We start from the raw sequence: 18,296 nt of genomic DNA, 5'->3' as shown, positions 1-18,296 counted from the left end.
TGTACATCCGCGCATTACAAGAGGTTTTTGCACATGGGCTGCGCCAAATTGAACCGTTTTGCCCGGATTTTGCCGATACGGGAAAAGGTATCGCTAACAGGCACTCTAACGCATAAGCCTTACCAAATCCCTTATCGATATCGTGGTGACCACATTCTTCCCCCGCATCATTTTCCCAAATTGCGCGGATGCGGATTCGGCGCCTGTGCCACGACCACGCGGTCGCGCCCATCGAGATCGGCGATGACGCGTACGGCCTTGAGACCCTGAGCCAAAAACAGGTCGGACACGGCCGCGCCCTGCGTCGGGCCGATCTCAACCATGATCCGCCCACGCGGCGCCAGATGCGCCCGCACACCTGCGGCAATCGCACGGTAGCACATCAGCCCATCGGCCTCGTCCGTGAGCGCCATGCGCGGCTCATGCGCGAGCTCCGGCGACAGGCCCGCCATCTCGTCCGCGGCGATATAGGGCGGGTTGGAGACGATCAAATCGAACTGGCCTTCGACGCCAGCCCACCAATCCGCCCATTGAAGCCGCGCGCGCTTGCCGAGGCCAAGTGCCTCCGCATTGGTCTGCGCAACTGTCAAAGCAGCCTCAGAGAGATCCGTGGCAAGCCCCTTGGCCAAAACCTGTTCCGCCAGCAATGTCAAAAGGATAGCGCCCGATCCTGTGCCAAGATCCAAGACGGAGGCAAAGGGTTTCGAGAGCGCTTCCGAGATCAGGATTTCCGTCTCGGGGCGCGGGTCCAACACGTCGGAAGAGACCTGAAACCGCCGCCCGTAAAAGTCGCGATAGCCCAAAATGTGCGAGACCGGTTCACGGGTCAGACGGCGTTCAATCGCCGCTTCAAACGCCGCTTTGTGATCCTCAGACATCTCATCCGGCATCACGAGCGTCAGCCGCCCCGGCTCCATGTCCAACACATGTGCCATCAACAGCCGCGCGTCGCGGGGCGCGCCGTCGATCCCGGCCTCTGTCAGGCGCTTGGTGCCGGCGATCAAAGACGCCTGAACACTCCCCTGCGCACTCACCCTTCCATCTCCGCCAAAAGCGCGGATTGATGGTCGGAAATCAGCGCGTCGATCACCTCATCGAGGTCACCCTGCATCACCTGATCGAGCTTGTAGAGCGTCAGGTTGATGCGGTGATCCGTCATACGGCCTTGCGGAAAATTATAGGTACGGATGCGTTCCGAGCGATCGCCCGAGCCGACCTGCGATTTGCGGTCCGCCGAACGCGCATCATGCAATTTTTGCCGCTCCGCGTCGTAAAGCCGGGCTTTGAGCACATTCATCGCAATCTCGCGGTTGCGGTGCTGGGATTTCTCGGAGGATGTCACAACGATTCCCGTCGGGATGTGGGTGATCCGCACCGCAGAATCCGTGGTGTTGACGTGCTGGCCGCCCGCGCCGGAGCTGCGCATCGTGTCGATGCGAATGTCATTGGCGTTGATCTCGATGTCCACATCCTGCGCCTCGGGCAGAACGGCAACGGTGGCGGCAGAGGTGTGAATGCGCCCGCCGCTTTCGGTCTCCGGCACGCGCTGCACCCGATGCACGCCGCTCTCGAATTTCATCCGGGCAAAGACGCCCTCGCCCTTGATATTGGCGACAACCTCTTTGACGCCACCCAGCTCGCCCTCGGACAGCTCGATGATCTCGAATTGCCAGCCCTTGGCCTCGCTATAGCGTTGATACATCCGCAAAAGATCGCCCGCGAACAGCCCCGCCTCGTCGCCGCCGGTGCCGGGGCGAATTTCGATGATGGCGGAGCCCGTGTCGGCGGCGTCTTTCGGCAAAAGCGCGATCTGAAGCGCCTCTTCGGCCTCCGGCAGCGCGGCTTTGAGATCGGGGAGTTCCTCTTCGGCCAAGGCCTTCATCTCAGGATCCGCGAGCATCTCCTCGGCCTCTTCGATCTGAGCACGCAGGCTCTGGTAGCCCCGGATTTGATCCACGACGGGACGCAACTCGGCATATTCGCGGCCCAAGGCGACAATATCGCCGGAGCCCTGAGACATGGAGGCCTCAAGGAATTCAAAACGCTGGAGGATTTGGTATAGGCGATCTTCTGGTATCATGGCGTGATCTGTTGCCCGCGATCCGGGCCAGCGTCAAGAGACATCGCTAAAACCCGGCGGCCTCGATCCACGCCTCCGCCCGCCGTCCGTTGACGCCCAGATCGGACTTGCCAAAGCGCAGGCGGGCGAGGATCACCACTTCGGCGCCGCTCTCATGCGGCCGCGCGGCGATGGTGGTGAAATCGGGAAAGCCCCAAAAGGCGGTGCGGCTGCGATAGGTCAGACGCCCCTCCTCGACCGATCCGGCAATGTGGCGCGTGCGCGGTTCGGTTTCAGCAATGGCGGCCAGCCGGGTGAGCGCCTCTTCGGGGTCCATCGGCACGGTCAACAGACGTTTGACGCCGCCCGGCGCGGGATCGGCAGCAGCGAAGGGATCGACATGCCAGCGCGCAGGATCGGTGGGCGCCAGACGGATCAGCGCCTGCAGCGCGGCAAATGCAATGATGATCCCCCAAAACACCATTCTCATGCGTCTTTCCGGCGTGTCCAGCCATAGAGCGCGATGATCTCCATCAGCACATGCGCGCCTGCGATGGCTGTGGCACCGGTGGTGTCATAGGGCGGAGAGACCTCGACGACATCGCCGCCGGTGAGGTTCACCCCCGCCAGATCGCGCAGGATCGCGGAGGCTTGCCATGAGGCCAGCCCGCCCCAGACCGGCGTGCCGGTGCCAGGCGCAAAGGCCGGGTCGAGACAGTCGATGTCGAAGGTCAGATAGCAAGGCCGCTCACCGACGATCTTTTTGACCTCCGCGGCCACCCATCCGGCGCCGCGTTCGTGCACGGTGCGCGCGTCGATGATATTGACGCCCATCGTGTCCGGGTTGTCGGTGCGAATGCCGATCTGGACCGAGGTTTTCGGATCAATGAGGCCGGTCTTCACCGCCTTGTAAAACATGGTCCCGTGGTCGATCCGGGTCAGATCATCATCTTGCCAAGTGTCGGAATGCGCATCGAAGTGAATGAGGCTCAGAGGGCCAAACTTCTCGGCATGCGCTTTCAGAATCGGGTAGCTGATATAGTGATCGCCGCCCATCACGAGGCTTCCGGCGCCGGCGGCCAGAATCGTGCGAATGTGGTCGGTCAAACGGTCGGGAAACTCGGAGACCATGGCATAGTCAAAGGCCAGATCGCCGTAATCCACCACATTGAACTCATCGAAGGGCGAATAGCCCCAGCCGTAAGGCGCGTCAAAGGCCTGCAAAGCCGAAGCCTCCCGGATCGCCCGAGGCCCAAGCCGGGTGCCGGGGCGGTTGGTCACCGCTTGGTCGAAGGGCACGCCAGTGATCGCCAGATCGACGCCCGTGAGATCCTTGGTATAGCGGCGACGAAAGGCCGAGAGCGCGCCGCCAAAGGCGTTTTCAAAGGCCAGTCCCCGCCCCGTGCCCGTAAAGGCCAGATCGATCTGAGTTTTCGCGTCTTCCAGCGCCATGGTGATACCCTTTGTCAGTTGCGCGCCAGTGTAGCCATCGCATCCGGCTTGGCAATGACATCCCGAGCCCGCAAAACAAAAAAGCCCCCCGCAAATCTGCGAGGGGCCGTGGCGGTTCTTGTGTGTGGGGGGGAACCGAACCGCCTGTAACGATCAGCTCAAATCAGAGCTTGCCGGATCAGAACTTGAACGACACACGGGCACCCAAGGTGGTGGCCGAGAGGTCCGTGCCGCTGTTGTCGAATTCGTCGAATTCGTTCTGCAGAAGCTCGGCACCGACGTTGATGCTGTCGGTCACGGCATAGTCCACACCGATACCGTAGGTGTAACCGGTGTCGTTGTAGGACTGGCCACCGATGTCGGCATTGGCATAGGCCGCACCGACCACACCGTAGATCAGAGCCGGACCGGCGTCGTAACCGGCGCGCAGTTTCAGACGGGTCAGATCATCGAGGTTGGCCGTGTCATTTTCGATCTCGGAGCCGAGATATTCCAATTCGCCGCCGAGCACGAACTGACCGAAGTCGTAGTTGTAGCCGCCGAAGATGCCGTAGGTCATGTCGTCCGCGTCATCGAGCGCGTCGTCACCCCAGCCGTAACCAAGCGACGCACCGGCGTAGCCACCGGTCCAGTCGGAGCCGGACACCGGCACGACGGGTGCAGGCGCGATGGTCGGCTGTTCGATCACCGGCTCGGAATAGCCGCCAGCGAAAGCCGGGGCGGACAGGGCCAGGGCGCTCAGGACCAGCACGGGGGTTGCGATACGTTTCATATTATTCTCCTTTTCTGCCTCGTTCGTGAGGTGATGTCTTGATCGACATCTCAACCGAAGAGATAGCGAAGTTGTTCCGAGAAAATAGGGGGTCCGAGATCACGCCAGCGTGAGGAAACCGTGAAGTACCATAAATCGGAAAAATGCCGCTCATTGCCGGGAGGGAACCGGCAAAAAGCAGCTTATTTCATAAAATTTAAATAGGTCAGGCGCCGGAATTCTTTTCTTCGAGAGTAAGCCATTCTTCCTCGGCGGCCTCCAAGGCAGACTGACGTTCTGTCAACATATCCGTGGCCTTTTGGAACTTCACAGGCTCGCGGGTGAAGAGCTCCGGATCGGACAAAAGCTCGCCCAATTTAGCGATCTCCGCCTCCAGCCGCTCCATCTCCGCAGGCAGCGCTTCGAGGCGGTGTTTTTCCGTGAACGACAGCTTGGATTTCGCCGCAGGCTTAGGTGCAGGCGCGGCAGGTGCCGCCGCTTTCTCGACCGGTTTCGGGGCCGTTTTCGCAGCCGATACGGCAGGTTTCTCGCCGCGCTGCGCCCGGTAGTCCGACCAGCCGCCGGCATAGACGACAGCCTCGCCATCGCCCTCCATCGCCACCGTTTGCGTCGCCACCCGGTCGATGAAATCGCGGTCGTGGGAGACCAAAAGCACGGTGCCTTCGAAATCCGTCAGCAGCTCCTGCAACAGGTCCAGCGTTTCGATGTCGAGATCGTTGGTCGGCTCGTCGAGCACCAAGAGATTCGACGGTTTCGCCATGATTTTCGCCAGCAACAGCCGCGCCTTTTCACCGCCCGAAAGGGACGCCACGGGCGCGCGGGCCTGCGCATCGGTGAAGAGAAATTCCTTGAGATAGCCGACCACATGTTTCGGCGTGCCGCGCACCATGACCTGATCGGCCTTGCCCGACACGCGCATGTCCTTGTCCGACGTCATCGCCTCCCAAAGCGTCAGATCATCGCGCAGATTCGAGCGCGTCTGATCGAAGATGGCCATCTCAAGCTTCGTGCCCAGTTTGACGGTGCCGCTGTCGGGCTCCATCTCGCCGGTGAGCATTTTCAAAAGCGTCGTCTTCCCTGCCCCGTTCGGGCCAACAAAAGCGATCCGGTCGCCGCGCGCCACTTTGATCGAGAGATCACGGACGATGATTTTGTCCTCGAACCTCTTCGAAATGTGATCGGCCTCGACCACGCGCTTGCCGGATTTCTCGGCGACTTCCAATTCCATCGCCGCCGTGCCCTGACGCCGGATTTGGCCGGCACGTTCGGCGCGCAGGTCCTGCAACGCACGCACCCGGCCCTGATTGCGTTTGCGCCGGGCCGAGATGCCCTCGACCGCCCAACGCGCCTCAGCCTTGATCTTGCGATCCAACTTGTGGCGCTGCATGTCCTCGTCTTCCCAGACCTTGTCACGCCAAGTCTCGAAGGCTTCGAAACCTTCCTCCTGACGCCGCACCTGCCCGCGGTCGATCCAAAGTGTCGCGCGGGTGAGGTGATTGAGGAACGCCCGGTCGTGGGAGATCAGCACATAGGCGGTTTTCGTCGTGCGCAGCTCTTCTTCGAGCCATGCAATCGCCTCGATGTCCAAGTGGTTGGTCGGCTCGTCCAAGAGCATCAACCCCGGCCCCTCGGCCAGAAGTTTCGCCAAAGCCGCCCGGCGCCGCTCGCCGCCCGAAGCGGTCTCGATCGGTGTCTCCGGGTTAAATTTAAGCCCCTCGGCGACCATATCGACCTTATAGGATTCCGATGGGTCCAGCGCGGAGGCGGCAAACTCGCCCAGTGTCGCAAAGCCCGACAAATCCGGGTCCTGCTCCATATAGCCAACCGTGATCCCCGGTCCCAACACGCGGGCGCCCCGGTCGGCCTCGACGAGACCGGCCATGACCTTCATCAGCGTGGATTTGCCGGAGCCATTGCGGCCCACAAGAGCGACGCGGTCGCCCTCCTGGACCACGAGGTTCAGACCATCGAATACGGGATCGCCCCCAAAGGTGAGGGAAATGTCGGAGAGCTGTAAAACGGGTGCGCGTGCCATGTCGCCTGCGCTACTGTGAAGTGCTGCAAAGGTCAATATCAACTGCTGTGACACAGGCTGACACAAAAGCTGATTTGGGCTTTCTGGGGCCTGCGGCTACCGTTCCCGCATGTTCGACTATACCCTCCTCCACTGGACCACCTTCTTCTCCGCCGCCCTCGTGTTGAATCTCGCACCGGGGCCGGATTTTGCCTTTATCCTGGGCCAGACCTTTCGCGGCGGACGTCGCGCGGGCTTTATCGCCATGTTCGGCATTTGGACCGGCGCCATGGTGCATGTGCTGATGGCCGCACTCGGGCTGTCGGCGATCCTCATGACCTCGGCCACCGCCTTTTCCATCGTCAAATGGGTCGGCGCGGCCTATCTTTTGTGGCTCGGATTTTCTGCGCTGCGCGCGAAAAGCGCGAGTTTCCTGCCAGATCAGACCGAAAAAGGCCCAAGCTTTCCGGTCGCCACGATTTTCCGCCAAGGCATGCTGACCAACATCCTCAACCCGAAAGTCGCGCTGTTTTTCCTCGCCTTCCTGCCGCAATTCGTGGTCGAGGGCGCGGGGCCGATTTCGGCGCAGCTTTTCCTGCATGGCATTCTGATCATCTGCATCGCCGCCTTCATCGAGCCGCCACTCATTTTGATGGCGGATCGTCTGGGGCAGACCCTCAGACGCAGCAAGAGGCTGGCGCTCTGGATGGAACGCTCTGTCGGCGCGATCTTTATTGCGCTGGGGCTACGCCTCGCACTGGATAAGCGCTGAGCCTTACCCAGCCACCGCGCGCAGCAATTTCTTGCGCGCGGGCGGAATGGATTTGATCTCCACGCCGGTGAACACATGCATCGTGTTCAAATCAGGGTCCACCACCGCGTGATCCGACACCCAACCGCCCATCATCAGATAGGTCTTGAGCAACGGCGGCATTTTGAGCATCGCGCGACGTGCATCGGGTTTACGACGCAAACGCGCGGCGAATTTAAAGACATTCGGCGCTTTCACCTTGGGCAGGAACCGTTTCGGCCCGAGATGGCGGTGTTTCAGCATCGCCAAAGCGTCCGCATGCTCTTTCCATTCCGTGCCGTGAAACGACGAACAGCCGAACAACAAATCGACCCCCTGCTCGTCCACATAGCGCGTCATCGCGCCCCAGGCGACGCGCAGGATGTCCGGATCGCGTGCCTCGGGGTGGATGCAAAACCGCCCCATCTCCAACATACGACCTTCGTAATCCGCCAATCCGTCGAGACCGTAGAACTGCGCCGCATAGCTCTGCGCGATCTGCGCACCGCCCTCGAGGTCCAAAAACCGATAGGTGCAGACAAGCCGCCCGCTCTTGCGCTCTTCGATCAAGACATGACGGCAAAGCGCATCGAAATCATCGGCCTCAAGCCCGTCTTCGCGCGCCATCGCCCCCGTGCCCGCCACAAAGGCCAGATACCGCAACCGCTGCGCCGCCTCGATGTCGCGGCGCTCTTCGGCAAAACGCACCGTGTAACGGCCTTTCAAAAGCTTGAACATCGCCCGGATCCTTCCGCTTGTCCTAAATAGACTATGGGGTCGCCCCACCATGGCTACAAGAGATGACGGTTTTTTGACGTCTTGCCCTAAGCCATTCCCCGCCTATGTTTGGCACAGCATAAAAAGGAACTCTGCCATGGCAAAAATCGAGAAAACCGACGCCGAATGGCGCGAAGAACTGGACCCGGAAACCTTCCGTGTCACCCGTCAGGCGGGCACCGAGCGTCCGTTTTCGCATCCGGGTTTTCCGAAAACCCCCGGCGTTTTCACCTGCGCCTGTTGTGGCGCTGAACTGTTCGCGCAGGACAATAAATTCGAATCGCATTGCGGCTGGCCGTCCTTTGACGCCACCAAAGCGGGCGCACCTGTGGCCGAAACCCGCGACACCTCCCACGGCATGGTCCGCACCGAGGTGCATTGCGACGATTGCGGCGCGCATCTGGGCCACGTCTTTCCCGACGGTCCGCGCGAGACCACCGGCATGCGCTATTGCATCAACGGCGTCTCGATCCGCTTTCAGCCGGACGAGGGCGCCGTCGAGACCTGACATCCAGCTTTTTCTTGGCCCAAATACTCAAAAAGCCGCCCATGGGGCGGCTTTTCTCATCTCATTCACAGCTCGGCTTACTGCAACAACTGCTCAGCGGAGACGTTGCCCAGGTTGCCAAAGAGCTGTTGCAGGAAGGTGATGCCCTGCACTCCGCCGTCCGTAACACGACGCGACAGCACGACAACGCGGCCCTGCTCAAGCCCGAAACGTTCGACATTGCTCACGCGGCCTCCCGCATCGAAAGAAATCGCCACCACTTGGCGGTCCACTTCCTTCGGCTCCAAAGCGCCCAAATGACGGAATTGTGAGCGCACATAATACCAGGCGGCACCGTCCAGAATGCCCTCGGCACCCGGCGCGCCGATCTCTTCGGCCAGCGTCTCCTTGGTGTCGACACCCACGTTGATCTGCGCCAGTTGGGCATCAGAGGGCACATAGCCATGATTGCGGAACTGCGCGACACAGGCCGTCAAAGAGAACACGAACACCAGCCCAAGCAGGGCCTTCACCAGAATGCCAAGCCCGGATGATGCGGGTTTTTGCGGGAAAATGCGGTCGGCCATGTGCCCCCTCTTGCCTTGTGCGCGTACGCCTCTTATCCGCTTATAGAAACAGTGCCCGACGTTCAAGGAGACATCGACTATGGGACATGACGGTTTGACCAGCTGGGGGGTGGAATTGCGCTTGCGCGATCTCTCCGACGCCCATGCGCATCCGTTTCGGCTCAAACCCACTTCCGAAGATCTGGAAGAAATGGCCGCCACGTTAGGCCTCTCTTCGGTCAAGAAAGTCAGTTTCGAAGGCAAGATGGTGCCGGTCGGCAAACGCGACTGGCGGCTTGAGGGCGTCCTGGGCGCCACGGTGGTGCAGCCCTGCGTGGCCACTTTGGCCCCGGTGACGACCCGCATCGACGCAGAAGTCACCCGCACCTATCTGGCCGAGCTCAAGGAAGAGGCGACCTCAGAGGAAGAGGTGGAGATGCCGGAGGACGAGACGACAGAGCCCCTGCCCGTCTCTCTTTTGCTGTCCGCCGTGGCCGAAGAGGCGCTGGCGCTCTCCGCTCCGGATTATCCGCGTGTCGAAGGCGCGGAACTGGCCGTCACGCAATTCACCGAATCTGGCAAAGAGGCGATGAGCGATGACGACGCCAAACCTTTCGCCAGCCTGAAAGCGCTGCGCGACAAACTCGGGAAAGACGGCGAATAACCCCCTGAGAGGCCGCGAAATGAACCGAAACAGAGGGGAAAACAGGCGTTAACCCTCTGAAAACACAGGCGCGAACAAAAGACTTGCAAGATAGCGGAATCCGAGTATGTTCCCGGCCTCGCTTCCATGCATGTTTTCGCGCCTGATGCAGACAGGATCCGCAGTTTCGAGGCCATGGTACAAACCATGGTTTACACGCTGCTCACGAAGGCCTATGAAGCGCCAAAGTTTTGCCGGGCAAGAGGTCCGGAGATGAATGGGGGCACCTGCCCCGCCCACCTGTGGCATAAGTCCAACCCGGTCTTCTGCCCTATAGATACCGAGGTTGAGACATGGCTGTCCCTCAGAATAAAGTCACCCGCTCCAAGCGGAACATGCGCCGCGCTCACGACTCCCTGGTCGCTGGCAACCCGGCAGAATGCCCGAACTGTGGCGAGCTGAAACGCCCCCACCACGTGTGCGGCGCCTGCGGCCACTACGATGACCGTGAAGTCATCGCTCAGGCCGACGAAGTCGATCTCGACGAAGACGCAGCATAAGCATCCTCTTTTTGACGTCTGACGCATGACCTCTTCTCAACCTTCCGTTGACCCACTGTCTGCCGCCCCTGCGGAGACCGAGGCCCAACACAAAGGTCGCTTAGGGGCGCGCGCAGGCGTGAAAGTGACGCTTTCGGTCGACGCCATGGGCGGCGATCGTGGACCGGCGACTGTTGTCGCCGGTATTGCGCGTTCTGCCTCCAAGAATCCTGCGCTGGATTTCATCCTCCACGGCCCTGCCGCGGAGTTGGAAAAGCTTGTGCGCAAGCGCCGCGTGCTGCGGGACCGTGTTGAAATTCGCGATGTGCCGGGCGTCGTCACCATGGACGAAAAGCCCAGCCAAGCCATGCGCCGCACCGACACCTCGATGCGCTCCGCCATCGATGCGGTGAAAGACGGCGCGGCTCAGGCCTGTGTTTCCTGTGGCAACACCGGTGCCTTGATGGCCACCTCGATGATCCGCCTGCGCAAGCTCGACGGCATCAACCGGCCCGCCATCGCCTGCCTCTGGCCCTCGCGCAACGATCAGGGTTTCAACGTCATGTTGGACGTGGGCGCCGACATCCGCGCCGATGCCCGCGATCTGTTGCAATATGCCATGATGGGCGCCTCTTACGCGCGCAACGGGCTTGGCCTCAACGTGCCGCGTGTCGGGCTTTTGAACGTCGGGACCGAAGAGCACAAAGGCCGTGCGGAACTCAAAGAGGCCAACGATCTGATCGCCAATGCGGCCCAGATCGGCGGTTATGATTTCAAGGGCTTCGTGGAAGGCGGCGACATCCCCGGCGACCGGGTCGATGTGATCGTCACCGATGGGTTCACCGGCAATATCGCGCTGAAAACCGGCGAAGGCACCGCAAAGCTTGTGGGCGACTTCCTCAAGGAAGCCTTCAAAGCCACGCCTTTGTCGCGCATCGCCGCCCTTTTGGCACTCACCTCCCTGAAACGCCTGCAAAAACGAATCGACCCGCGCCGTGTGAACGGTGGCGTGTTCCTTGGCCTCAAGGGCACCGTGGTCAAATCGCACGGCTCGGCCGACGCGACCGGCGTTTCCGCCGCCATCAAATTGGCCTATGAACTGGCCTCCACCGGGTTCACCGAACGTTTGGCCGCACGGGTTGCATCCGCCGACGCCTCGGCGCAAAATGACCCAACGTCATAAATAACAAAAGGCTCAAAGCCATGACAATCCGGGCAGTCGTCACCGGCGTGGGTCACTACCTCCCCGCACGTGTGGTCGAAAACGCAGAGTTCGAAAAAACCCTCGACACGACAGACGAATGGATTCGGACGCGCTCCGGCATCGAACGCCGTCATTTCGCCGCTGAAGGCGAGACCACCTCGATGCTTGGTGCCGCTGCCGCGCGCGCCGCGTTGGAAAACGCCGGGCTGGACGCCTCCGAAATTGACGCCGTGATCGTCGCCACCTCGACGCCCGATCTGACCTTCCCTTCTGTCGCCACGATGATCCAGAACGAGCTGGGCATGAACTGCGGCTTTGCCTTTGACGTTCAGGCCGTCTGCGCTGGCTTCATCTACGCGCTCTCCAATGCCAATGCCCAGATCGTCTCCGGTCAGGCGAAAAAGGTGCTGGTGATCGGCGCTGAAACCTTTAGCCGCATCATGGATTGGGAAGACCGCGCCACCTGCGTTTTGTTTGGTGATGGCGCAGGCGCATTGGTGCTCGAAGCCCAAGAGAGCGCAGGCACCCCCGAGGATCGCGGCATTCTCGCGGTCGATCTGAATTCCGACGGCCAGTATAAAGACATGCTCTATGTCGATGGTGGCGTCTCCACCACCGGCACCTCGGGCAAACTGCGGATGCAGGGCAATGCGCTCTTCCGCCAAGCCGTGCAGAAACTCGCCTCCACCGCCGAAACCGCGATTGAGAAGGCAGGCCTCAGCTCCGACGACATTGACTGGATCGTGCCGCATCAGGCGAATATCCGCATCATCGAGGGCACCGCGAAGAAACTCGGCCATTCGATGGATCAGGTCGTCGTCACCGTACAGGATCACGGCAACACCTCCGCCGCCTCCATCCCGCTCGCCATGTCCGTGGGCGTTGCGCGCGGTCAGATCAAAAAGGGTGATCTTTGCGTCGCCGAAGCGATCGGTGGCGGTCTGGCCTGGGGCGCGGTGGTCCTGCGCTGGTAATCGGACGGCCCTCGCAAGAGAATTCCTGCCTCAAGACCTCGGCCCAAGTCATTGATATTGACGGAGGCTTGGCAAACTGCCACTGTCGCTCCAACCTATAGAAACAGGGGGAGAGATATGAGCAAGACTTTGACACGTATGGACCTGAGCGAAGCCGTGTTTCGCGAGGTCGGCCTGAGCCGCAATGAATCCGCCACGCTGGTCGAAAGCGTTCTGGCTCATATTTCCGACGCGTTGGTCGAGGGCGAAACCGTCAAGATTTCCTCCTTCGGAACCTTCTCTGTGCGCGCCAAATCCGAACGTGTGGGCCGCAACCCGAAGACCGGCGACGAGGCCCCGATCCCGGCCCGCCGCGTGCTGACCTTCCGCCCGTCTCACCTGATGAAAGATCGGGTTGCCGACGGCAACAAAGCGTAAGAAAAACATCTAAGGCCTTGATGACACATGGATAAATCACCGGACGCCTTCCGCACAATCAGCGAGGTTGCCGATTGGCTCGACACGCCAGCGCATGTGCTGCGCTTTTGGGAGAGCCGGTTTACCCAGGTCAAACCGGTCAAACGCGCCGGCGGGCGGCGGTATTACCGCCCCGCCGATATGGCGCTTTTGGGCGGCATCAAAAAGCTGTTGCACGATGACGGCATGACCATTCGCGGCGTGCAAAAACTTCTGCGCGAACATGGCGTCAAATATGTCGCCTCGCTGTCGCCGATCATCGACGGCGTGGCCCCGGTCACCGCCCCTGCACCGGTCGATGCACCGATTCCCTCGGCCCCGGTTCCGCCCGCCCCGATGGCCGAAATGGTGCCGCAGGACGATACGCCGCTGGGGTATGGAGCAGAAAGCGCCGCCCCGCCGGAAACGGTTGTGCCCTTTGCCCGCCCCGATGTCCGGTCCGAGGCAACGCCTTTGTCTGAACCAGTGTCTGAACCGGCAGTCGCCGAGGTGCCAACTGAGGCGCCCGCGCCACGCGCGCCCGACGAAAACATCGCGGCAGACCTCCCGGAAGATGGTGATCTCTCGACAGAGCGCTTTGCGCCCCATGGCTTTGAACCGCCCGCGCATGTTCAGGAAGACAGCGTTGACCTGCCTGACGTCGCTTTGGAAATCCCGGAGGCTCCGCTCTCCGATTTTGCCGACAGCTATGCCGCTGCGGCCCCCGACACCGAAGATCAGCCGCAGCCGGATCTGATCCCAGCGTCCGATCCGATGACCAATCCAGTGGCTGATCCGGTGGCAGAATCCCTCTTTGAGATGACCGCCGCACCGGCCCCCGCGGCCCCGGAACCGCCGCAAGACGTCTTGCCCGGTCAGGCCGCCTTCGATTTCGGCATGGCGCCCCCCGCGCAGGATGTGAAGGTGGAGGCAGAGGCAGAGGACCTGCCGCCGATTGCTGCCGATGAGGGTCATTTTGCAACGGAGCTTCGGCCCGTTGAGGCCGACTTGCCCCCTGCTGCGGATGCCCCCGAAGCACCGTTTGTCGATGTGCCAGAGCCCATGTTCGATGCGGCTCCTGCTGAAATCGCGCCTGTTGAGAGCGCAGAGGACATCACGCCGCCAAATCTTTCGGCCGATCTTCCGAGCGATCTGCCACCTGAGCCTGAGGCCGCATATGGTGAGACCGAACCCCAAGCGGCCCCGCTTGGCGCAGGCCTCGATCTGCCTGAGGACCTCGACGATAGCGCCACGGGGATCACCCCGCCGCCTGGCGTGCTTGGCCAGCTCAATCACCGACATCTCACCGCCTTGCCCGCGCAAGAGCTGAACGCGCTGATCGCCCGGATCGAAACGCTGCGGGATCGTCTGGCGAGTTGATGGCGCAAAGGGGGAAGGACACCGGATCGGTGATTTCCAAATTCATCGCAGAATTTGCTAAAATAGCCCTTGCCCCCAGCAAGGAAATCACTATTTAGGTCACCACGTCGGGCTATAGCGCAGCCTGGTAGCGCGTCCGTCTGGGGGACGGAAGGTCGCAGGTTCGAGTCCTGCTAGCCCGACCAATATACACTCAAAACCGCTCGCAACCCTCTGGGCTTGCGGGCGGTTTTGCGTTATGCCAAATGCCAAACCGGTTGCCGGAAGAACAAGCCTGAAAGATGGGTGGAGGGACGATTATGGGTGTATTGGCGGATCATGCCATTCGCGAGATGCTGACGCGCGGCGAGATTGCCGCCGCCCCCGAGGTGATCGACGCGCAAGTCCAACCTGCCTCCTTGGACCTGCGACTGGGCACGCGGGCCTGGCGCGTGCGGGCCTCGTTTCTGGCGGGCGCGGGCCGGCGCGTCAAAGAACGTCTCGAAGAATTCGAAATGCATCAGATCGACCTCTCTGAAGGCGCCGTTCTGGAAAAAGGCTGCGTCTATGTCGTGCCTTTGATGGAAAGCCTGTCCCTGCCCGAGGGCATCCAAGCGGTCGCCAACGCCAAAAGCTCAACCGGGCGACTGGACCTGTTGACCCGCCTGATCACCGACGAAGGCGAAGAATTCGACCGCATCGCGCCCGGATATAGCGGGCCGCTTTATGCCGAAATTTGCCCCCGCTCCTTCTCCGTTTTGGTGCGTCCGGGAATGCGGCTCAATCAGGTGCGGTTCCGCGCCGGTCAGGCCCAGCTGAGCGACGCGGAACTCACCGCACTTCATCAAGACAGCCCGCTGGTGGACGGTCCCGCCGTGATTGATCAGGGGCTTGGATTCTCCGTTGACCTGGAACCGGCGGAGGGCAGTCTCGTTGGCTACCGGGCCAAGCCGCACACGGGTGTGATCGATTTGGACAACATCGGGCATTACGACCCGGCGGACTATTGGGAGCCGATCTATTCCAAGAACGGCCAGATCATCCTCGACCCCGGCGCCTTCTACATTCTCGTGAGCCGCGAAGCCGTGCATATCCCGCCGGATTACGCCGCCGAAATGGCGCCCTACCTTGCCATGGTGGGCGAATTCCGGGTGCATTACGCGGGCTTTTTCGATCCGGGGTTCGGCAATATCGATGCAGGCGGCGCAGGCGCGCGCGGCGTGTTGGAAGTGCGCTGCCACGAGGCGCCCTTTGTTTTGGAACATGGGCAAATCGTCGGGCGTCTGGTCTATGAGCGGATGCAAAGCCGCCCGGAACGGCTTTACGGCGCAGATCTTGCGTCGAATTATCAGGGTCAGGGCCTGAAGCTGTCGAAACATTTCCGCAGCTGACCCGTCCCCCCTTAATGCAACGCCGATGCTTTCGGTCGATAGTCCGCAATCGTTTTCGACTGTGCCCCACCTCCGGGCGCGTTGTGACACAACACCCGGTTGCGGCCCTGTGACTTGGCGGCATAAAGCGCCGTATCGGCCTTTTGGATCGCTTGTTCGAGGCTTTCCGAACCATCGGCCGCATAGATCGCCGCCCCGATCGACAGGGTCACCGGTTCCTTCTGGCCGTCTTTTTCCCAATACACATGAGAGGCCACCGCCGCCCGCAGCACCTGCGCCATAGTCATGGTCTGCTCAAGATTGGCGCCCGGCAGCAAGATAAGAAACTCCTCACCGCCCCAGCGCGCCAAAAGATCAGAAGGACGCAACTTGCTCTGAAGCTTTTTGCCCAGCTCACTGAGCACGCTGTCCCCCACAATATGGCCGACTGTATCGTTCACCCGCTTGAAATGGTCGATATCCGCCAAAAGAACGCCGACAGTTTCCATATTGCCGCCAGCAACCGTGTGGTTGTCGATATAGGCCCGCACGGCACGGCGGTTCAAAAGTCCCGTCAAAGGATCTTGACGCGCCTGCCTGCGCATTTCGCGCGACAGGCTCCGACGTTCGCGTTCGATCCGTTCAAAGATCGGTCCCGCCGCCAAGAGGATCACCAGAGACAGCCAGAACACGGCCGCCAAAAGCGCGCCGGACATGCCCGTGTCATCAGATCCGTGAAACACGGTGCCCAAGAAGAAGACGCCCACGGTCGCCGCCGCCGCCTGACGGCGCGCCATACGTCCCCAGGGCGTCTCGCTCAGAAAGGGCCGCAAAAGCGGGGTGCGGAAGAAAACGAAAAGCTGCGACACCCCCACGAGGCTTAGCAACACAAGGGTCGGAGGCGACATCTCGACATACCCACCGGGCATGCCAAAGAAATAGGAAAACATCGCGTGGCTGACCGGAACAAGGCCCAGAACCGTCACCACGAAAGCCGCCGTCGATTTGCGCGGCCGGATCAAGGCCCCAAGGCTGAACAGCCCCAAAGCCAGCGCTGTATTGGCCCCCATGGAGAGCGGCACCGGAGCTGAATCGCGATAAAGAGACATCGTGATATGTGAGAGTGGCGCGGTGTTCAGCAGGAAAAGTTCCGCCAAACGCATGAGGCAGATCATCAAGACCACCGTGAAAAGCACACGCCGCCACCAGGTTTGAACCTTGAACGGGCTGCGCCGGAGAATGGCAATGCTGAAAAGGCACACCGACAGAACGCTCAGCGGGTGCGGGCCATTGCCCTTGGACAGAAAGATCGCCGGAACATGACCGGACAGCTCACTCAAAGCGATGAGAAGCGCAATCGACAGAGCCGACAGAGCCAACAGGGACTGGACATGCAAGAGAAAAAGCGCAGGCCGAAAGCCCGTCACGCGCTGTCCCATATTGGTGGGCAACACTGTCACGGTCTCTCTCCTTTGCTCTCCTTGCAGCGTGTCACGATCCTACCTCCTCGTCGTCGCACAACATGGCAGTCTCTCGGCAGTCTCACCGGCGCTGTTGCGTCTCCCTCCATCGGGGGAGAACCGCAGCTGAGCCGCATCTTCATAGTCCATTGGGCCTTTTATCGATGACATATATTTTCTGGGAGTGTCTGATCAAAACGGTTAAAAAAAACTGAAGACTTATAAAAACTTTGCGTGAAAATTCATATCTCTTTCAAAACGCTTACTTTTTAATTCCCCACTTTCAGAGCGCAAAGCGTGACCAAGCCCTTTTCCGGACCGGTCATCGCGCTGTCTTTTCCACGAAATTCAGGAAAGCGGCTTAAAACTTGCCGATACGGCGGCCCATGCGCGCGAATTTGCGGGCATTCTTGGCGGCTTTCTTACCCTGAGCGGCCATACGGGCCTGATCCTGGTTCTGCTGACGCTGCTCGTCTTCGCTGAGCAGCCCCGCGTCAGAGGGTTTGCGCCGCTTGGCCAAGGCCGAAGACCCCGCATCGATACCGGCATTCACCCCCTTGTTCACGAGGGTGCGGATCACGCGGTTGATGACCATATTGATCACTCTGTCCAAATTCATATCGCATCGCCTTTTGGCTCGAGTGGTGCGCGGAACGCGTTATTTTCTGATCTTTTACAGTAGATAAGCAAGAAATGCGCCCTTTCCACGTCACAAACATGAAAACCTGAGGCACAAATTTCTGTGAAAATCAGGATTCATCCTCGAACAGATCGTCCTGATCGTCCTCCTCATCGCGCTCGTCCAACCCCGGCATCGGACGGCTTTCCAACAGACCGGCAGCCCGCAGCTCCTTGACCCCCGGCAGATCGCGCGCGCTCTCAAGGCCGAAGTGATCGAGAAATTGCGAGGTCACCACATAGGTCACGGGCCGCCCCGGGCTCATGCGGCGGCGCCCGAAGCGGATCCATTCCAGCTCCATAAGCTGATCCAACGTGCCGCGGGACACGGAAACGCCACGGATTTCCTCGATCTCGGCGCGGGTGCAGGGTTGGTGATAGGAGACAATCGCCAGCGTCTCGATCGCCGCACGGCTGAGCTTGCGGGTCTCAACCGTTTCTTTTTGCATCAGAAACCCAAGGTCCGGTGCCGTGCGTATGGCCCAATTGTCGCCCACACGCACCACCCGCACGCCACGCCCCTCATAGCGTTTCTGCAACTGCTCCAGCGCCGCTTTCGGCGCGCAACCATGCGGCATCCGGGCGGTGAGATCGGTGAGGCTCACGGGATCGCCGGAGGCGAAAAGCACCGCTTCGACCATGCGCTCCTGCTCCGCCAAGGGCGGGGCCTCGAACAAGCTTTCTTCTTGTGCAACCTCTGCCTGCTCGTCCGACATC

At 60.8% G+C, this 18,296-nt stretch carries 20 protein-coding genes and 1 tRNA gene; 10 read left to right on the top strand and 11 right to left on the bottom strand.

The annotated features are described in order from the left end of the window. Window positions 1-167: 167 nt before the first annotated feature. The 6 genes from prmC to LC094_RS06310 all read right to left on the bottom strand — a co-directional run bounded on the left by prmC (window position 168) and on the right by LC094_RS06310 (window position 6,318). Window positions 168-1,034, bottom strand: a complete 867-nt coding sequence (prmC, locus tag LC094_RS06335) for a peptide chain release factor N(5)-glutamine methyltransferase (protein ID WP_226550933.1) — start codon at window positions 1,032-1,034, stop codon at window positions 168-170. Then, window positions 1,031-2,080: a peptide chain release factor 1 gene (prfA, locus tag LC094_RS06330; protein ID WP_226550932.1), complete on the bottom strand. Its 1,050-nt coding sequence runs from the start codon at window positions 2,078-2,080 to the stop codon at window positions 1,031-1,033. Before prfA ends, prmC begins: the two co-directional genes overlap by 4 nt. 46 nt (window positions 2,081-2,126) lie before the next feature. Next, window positions 2,127-2,549 carry a DUF1499 domain-containing protein gene (locus LC094_RS06325; protein WP_226550931.1) on the bottom strand — a complete coding sequence of 141 codons (423 nt, stop codon included), beginning with the start codon at window positions 2,547-2,549 and terminating at the stop codon, window positions 2,127-2,129. Further along, a complete protein-coding gene (gene speB, locus LC094_RS06320; RefSeq protein ID WP_226550929.1) occupies window positions 2,546-3,511 on the bottom strand; it encodes an agmatinase in 966 nt (321 codons plus the stop codon). The genes LC094_RS06325 and speB overlap by 4 nt, the downstream gene beginning before the upstream one ends. A 178-nt stretch (window positions 3,512-3,689) precedes the next feature. Then, a complete protein-coding gene (locus LC094_RS06315; RefSeq protein ID WP_226550927.1) occupies window positions 3,690-4,283 on the bottom strand; it encodes an outer membrane beta-barrel protein in 594 nt (197 codons plus the stop codon). Window positions 4,284-4,488: 205 nt separating this feature from the next. After that, on the bottom strand, window positions 4,489-6,318 hold the full coding sequence (locus LC094_RS06310) for an ABC-F family ATP-binding cassette domain-containing protein (RefSeq protein ID WP_226550925.1): 1,830 nt from the start codon (window positions 6,316-6,318) through the stop codon (window positions 4,489-4,491). A gap of 109 nt (window positions 6,319-6,427) precedes the next feature. Here LC094_RS06310 and LC094_RS06305 point away from each other — a divergent pair, with 109 nt between their 5' ends. Beyond that, the gene (locus tag LC094_RS06305; protein ID WP_226550923.1) at window positions 6,428-7,069 is read left to right on the top strand and encodes a LysE family translocator; all 642 of its coding nucleotides are present in this window, start codon (window positions 6,428-6,430) and stop codon (window positions 7,067-7,069) included. Between the two features lie 3 nt (window positions 7,070-7,072). Here the strand turns inward: LC094_RS06305 and LC094_RS06300 are convergent, their stop codons facing one another. Beyond that, complete coding sequence (locus LC094_RS06300) at window positions 7,073-7,825, bottom strand: GNAT family N-acetyltransferase (RefSeq protein WP_226550921.1); 753 nt, start codon at window positions 7,823-7,825, stop codon at window positions 7,073-7,075. A 136-nt stretch (window positions 7,826-7,961) separates the two neighbouring features. On the opposite strand from LC094_RS06300, the gene msrB reads away from it, so the two are divergent. Then, window positions 7,962-8,372, top strand: a complete 411-nt coding sequence (gene msrB / locus LC094_RS06295; RefSeq protein WP_226550920.1) for a peptide-methionine (R)-S-oxide reductase MsrB — start codon at window positions 7,962-7,964, stop codon at window positions 8,370-8,372. Between the two features lie 77 nt (window positions 8,373-8,449). Here the strand turns inward: msrB and LC094_RS06290 are convergent, their stop codons facing one another. Beyond that, a complete protein-coding gene (locus LC094_RS06290; RefSeq protein ID WP_226550919.1) occupies window positions 8,450-8,938 on the bottom strand; it encodes an outer membrane protein assembly factor BamE in 489 nt (162 codons plus the stop codon). A 79-nt stretch (window positions 8,939-9,017) separates the two neighbouring features. On the opposite strand from LC094_RS06290, the gene LC094_RS06285 reads away from it, so the two are divergent. From LC094_RS06285 to LC094_RS06250, 8 genes are all read left to right on the top strand, one after another. Next, window positions 9,018-9,581 carry a YceD family protein gene (locus LC094_RS06285; protein WP_226550918.1) on the top strand — a complete coding sequence of 188 codons (564 nt, stop codon included), beginning with the start codon at window positions 9,018-9,020 and terminating at the stop codon, window positions 9,579-9,581. 332 nt (window positions 9,582-9,913) lie between these two features. Further along, window positions 9,914-10,120, top strand: a complete 207-nt coding sequence (gene rpmF / locus LC094_RS06280; RefSeq protein WP_226550917.1) for a 50S ribosomal protein L32 — start codon at window positions 9,914-9,916, stop codon at window positions 10,118-10,120. Window positions 10,121-10,145: 25 nt separating this feature from the next. Further along, window positions 10,146-11,282: a phosphate acyltransferase PlsX gene (gene plsX, locus LC094_RS06275; RefSeq protein ID WP_226550916.1), complete on the top strand. Its 1,137-nt coding sequence runs from the start codon at window positions 10,146-10,148 to the stop codon at window positions 11,280-11,282. 20 nt (window positions 11,283-11,302) lie between these two features. After that, window positions 11,303-12,277: a beta-ketoacyl-ACP synthase III gene (locus LC094_RS06270; RefSeq protein ID WP_226550915.1), complete on the top strand. Its 975-nt coding sequence runs from the start codon at window positions 11,303-11,305 to the stop codon at window positions 12,275-12,277. Window positions 12,278-12,394: 117 nt separating this feature from the next. Continuing rightward, window positions 12,395-12,694: an integration host factor subunit alpha gene (gene ihfA, locus LC094_RS06265; protein WP_167600471.1), complete on the top strand. Its 300-nt coding sequence runs from the start codon at window positions 12,395-12,397 to the stop codon at window positions 12,692-12,694. 27 nt (window positions 12,695-12,721) lie between these two features. Beyond that, window positions 12,722-14,092, top strand: a complete 1,371-nt coding sequence (locus tag LC094_RS06260; RefSeq protein WP_226550914.1) for a MerR family transcriptional regulator — start codon at window positions 12,722-12,724, stop codon at window positions 14,090-14,092. Window positions 14,093-14,200: 108 nt separating this feature from the next. After that, window positions 14,201-14,277, top strand: a tRNA-Pro gene (locus tag LC094_RS06255). A 114-nt stretch (window positions 14,278-14,391) separates the two neighbouring features. Beyond that, the gene (locus tag LC094_RS06250; RefSeq protein WP_226550912.1) at window positions 14,392-15,462 is read left to right on the top strand and encodes a 2'-deoxycytidine 5'-triphosphate deaminase; all 1,071 of its coding nucleotides are present in this window, start codon (window positions 14,392-14,394) and stop codon (window positions 15,460-15,462) included. Window positions 15,463-15,473: 11 nt separating this feature from the next. Here LC094_RS06250 and LC094_RS06245 read toward each other — a convergent pair whose 3' ends face one another. From LC094_RS06245 to scpB, 3 genes are all read right to left on the bottom strand, one after another. Beyond that, on the bottom strand, window positions 15,474-16,901 hold the full coding sequence (locus LC094_RS06245; protein WP_226550911.1) for a GGDEF domain-containing protein: 1,428 nt from the start codon (window positions 16,899-16,901) through the stop codon (window positions 15,474-15,476). Between the two features lie 361 nt (window positions 16,902-17,262). Next, the gene (locus tag LC094_RS06240; protein ID WP_226550910.1) at window positions 17,263-17,520 is read right to left on the bottom strand and encodes a hypothetical protein; all 258 of its coding nucleotides are present in this window, start codon (window positions 17,518-17,520) and stop codon (window positions 17,263-17,265) included. A gap of 130 nt (window positions 17,521-17,650) precedes the next feature. After that, entirely contained in the window at window positions 17,651-18,295 is a 645-nt protein-coding gene (gene scpB, locus LC094_RS06235; RefSeq protein WP_226550909.1) for an SMC-Scp complex subunit ScpB, read from the bottom strand. Between the last annotated feature and the right edge of the window lies 1 nt (window position 18,296).

The sequence above is a fragment of the Celeribacter naphthalenivorans genome, from assembly GCF_020524585.1.
Taxonomy (GTDB): domain Bacteria; phylum Pseudomonadota; class Alphaproteobacteria; order Rhodobacterales; family Rhodobacteraceae; genus Celeribacter; species Celeribacter naphthalenivorans.
The sequence above is the reverse complement of the archived record's forward strand: the minus strand, read 5'-3'. Positions and strand labels throughout refer to the sequence as shown.

Excerpts from the sequence above, each read along its gene's own strand:
- prfA (WP_226550932.1), bottom strand. The coding sequence starts at position 2,080 with ATGATACCAGAAGATCGCCTATACCAAATCCTCCAGCGTTTTGAATTC.
- LC094_RS06325 (WP_226550931.1), bottom strand. The coding sequence starts at position 2,549 with ATGAGAATGGTGTTTTGGGGGATCATCATTGCATTTGCCGCGCTGCAG.
- speB (WP_226550929.1), bottom strand. The coding sequence starts at position 3,511 with ATGGCGCTGGAAGACGCGAAAACTCAGATCGATCTGGCCTTTACGGGC.
- LC094_RS06315 (WP_226550927.1), bottom strand. The coding sequence starts at position 4,283 with ATGAAACGTATCGCAACCCCCGTGCTGGTCCTGAGCGCCCTGGCCCTG.
- LC094_RS06310 (WP_226550925.1), bottom strand. The coding sequence starts at position 6,318 with ATGGCACGCGCACCCGTTTTACAGCTCTCCGACATTTCCCTCACCTTT.
- LC094_RS06305 (WP_226550923.1), top strand. The coding sequence starts at position 6,428 with ATGTTCGACTATACCCTCCTCCACTGGACCACCTTCTTCTCCGCCGCC.
- LC094_RS06300 (WP_226550921.1), bottom strand. The coding sequence starts at position 7,825 with ATGTTCAAGCTTTTGAAAGGCCGTTACACGGTGCGTTTTGCCGAAGAG.
- msrB (WP_226550920.1), top strand. The coding sequence starts at position 7,962 with ATGGCAAAAATCGAGAAAACCGACGCCGAATGGCGCGAAGAACTGGAC.
- LC094_RS06290 (WP_226550919.1), bottom strand. The coding sequence starts at position 8,938 with ATGGCCGACCGCATTTTCCCGCAAAAACCCGCATCATCCGGGCTTGGC.
- LC094_RS06285 (WP_226550918.1), top strand. The coding sequence starts at position 9,018 with ATGGGACATGACGGTTTGACCAGCTGGGGGGTGGAATTGCGCTTGCGC.
- rpmF (WP_226550917.1), top strand. The coding sequence starts at position 9,914 with ATGGCTGTCCCTCAGAATAAAGTCACCCGCTCCAAGCGGAACATGCGC.
- plsX (WP_226550916.1), top strand. The coding sequence starts at position 10,146 with ATGACCTCTTCTCAACCTTCCGTTGACCCACTGTCTGCCGCCCCTGCG.
- LC094_RS06270 (WP_226550915.1), top strand. The coding sequence starts at position 11,303 with ATGACAATCCGGGCAGTCGTCACCGGCGTGGGTCACTACCTCCCCGCA.
- ihfA (WP_167600471.1), top strand. The coding sequence starts at position 12,395 with ATGAGCAAGACTTTGACACGTATGGACCTGAGCGAAGCCGTGTTTCGC.
- LC094_RS06260 (WP_226550914.1), top strand. The coding sequence starts at position 12,722 with ATGGATAAATCACCGGACGCCTTCCGCACAATCAGCGAGGTTGCCGAT.
- LC094_RS06250 (WP_226550912.1), top strand. The coding sequence starts at position 14,392 with ATGGGTGTATTGGCGGATCATGCCATTCGCGAGATGCTGACGCGCGGC.
- LC094_RS06240 (WP_226550910.1), bottom strand. The coding sequence starts at position 17,520 with ATGAATTTGGACAGAGTGATCAATATGGTCATCAACCGCGTGATCCGC.
- scpB (WP_226550909.1), bottom strand. The coding sequence starts at position 18,295 with ATGTCGGACGAGCAGGCAGAGGTTGCACAAGAAGAAAGCTTGTTCGAG.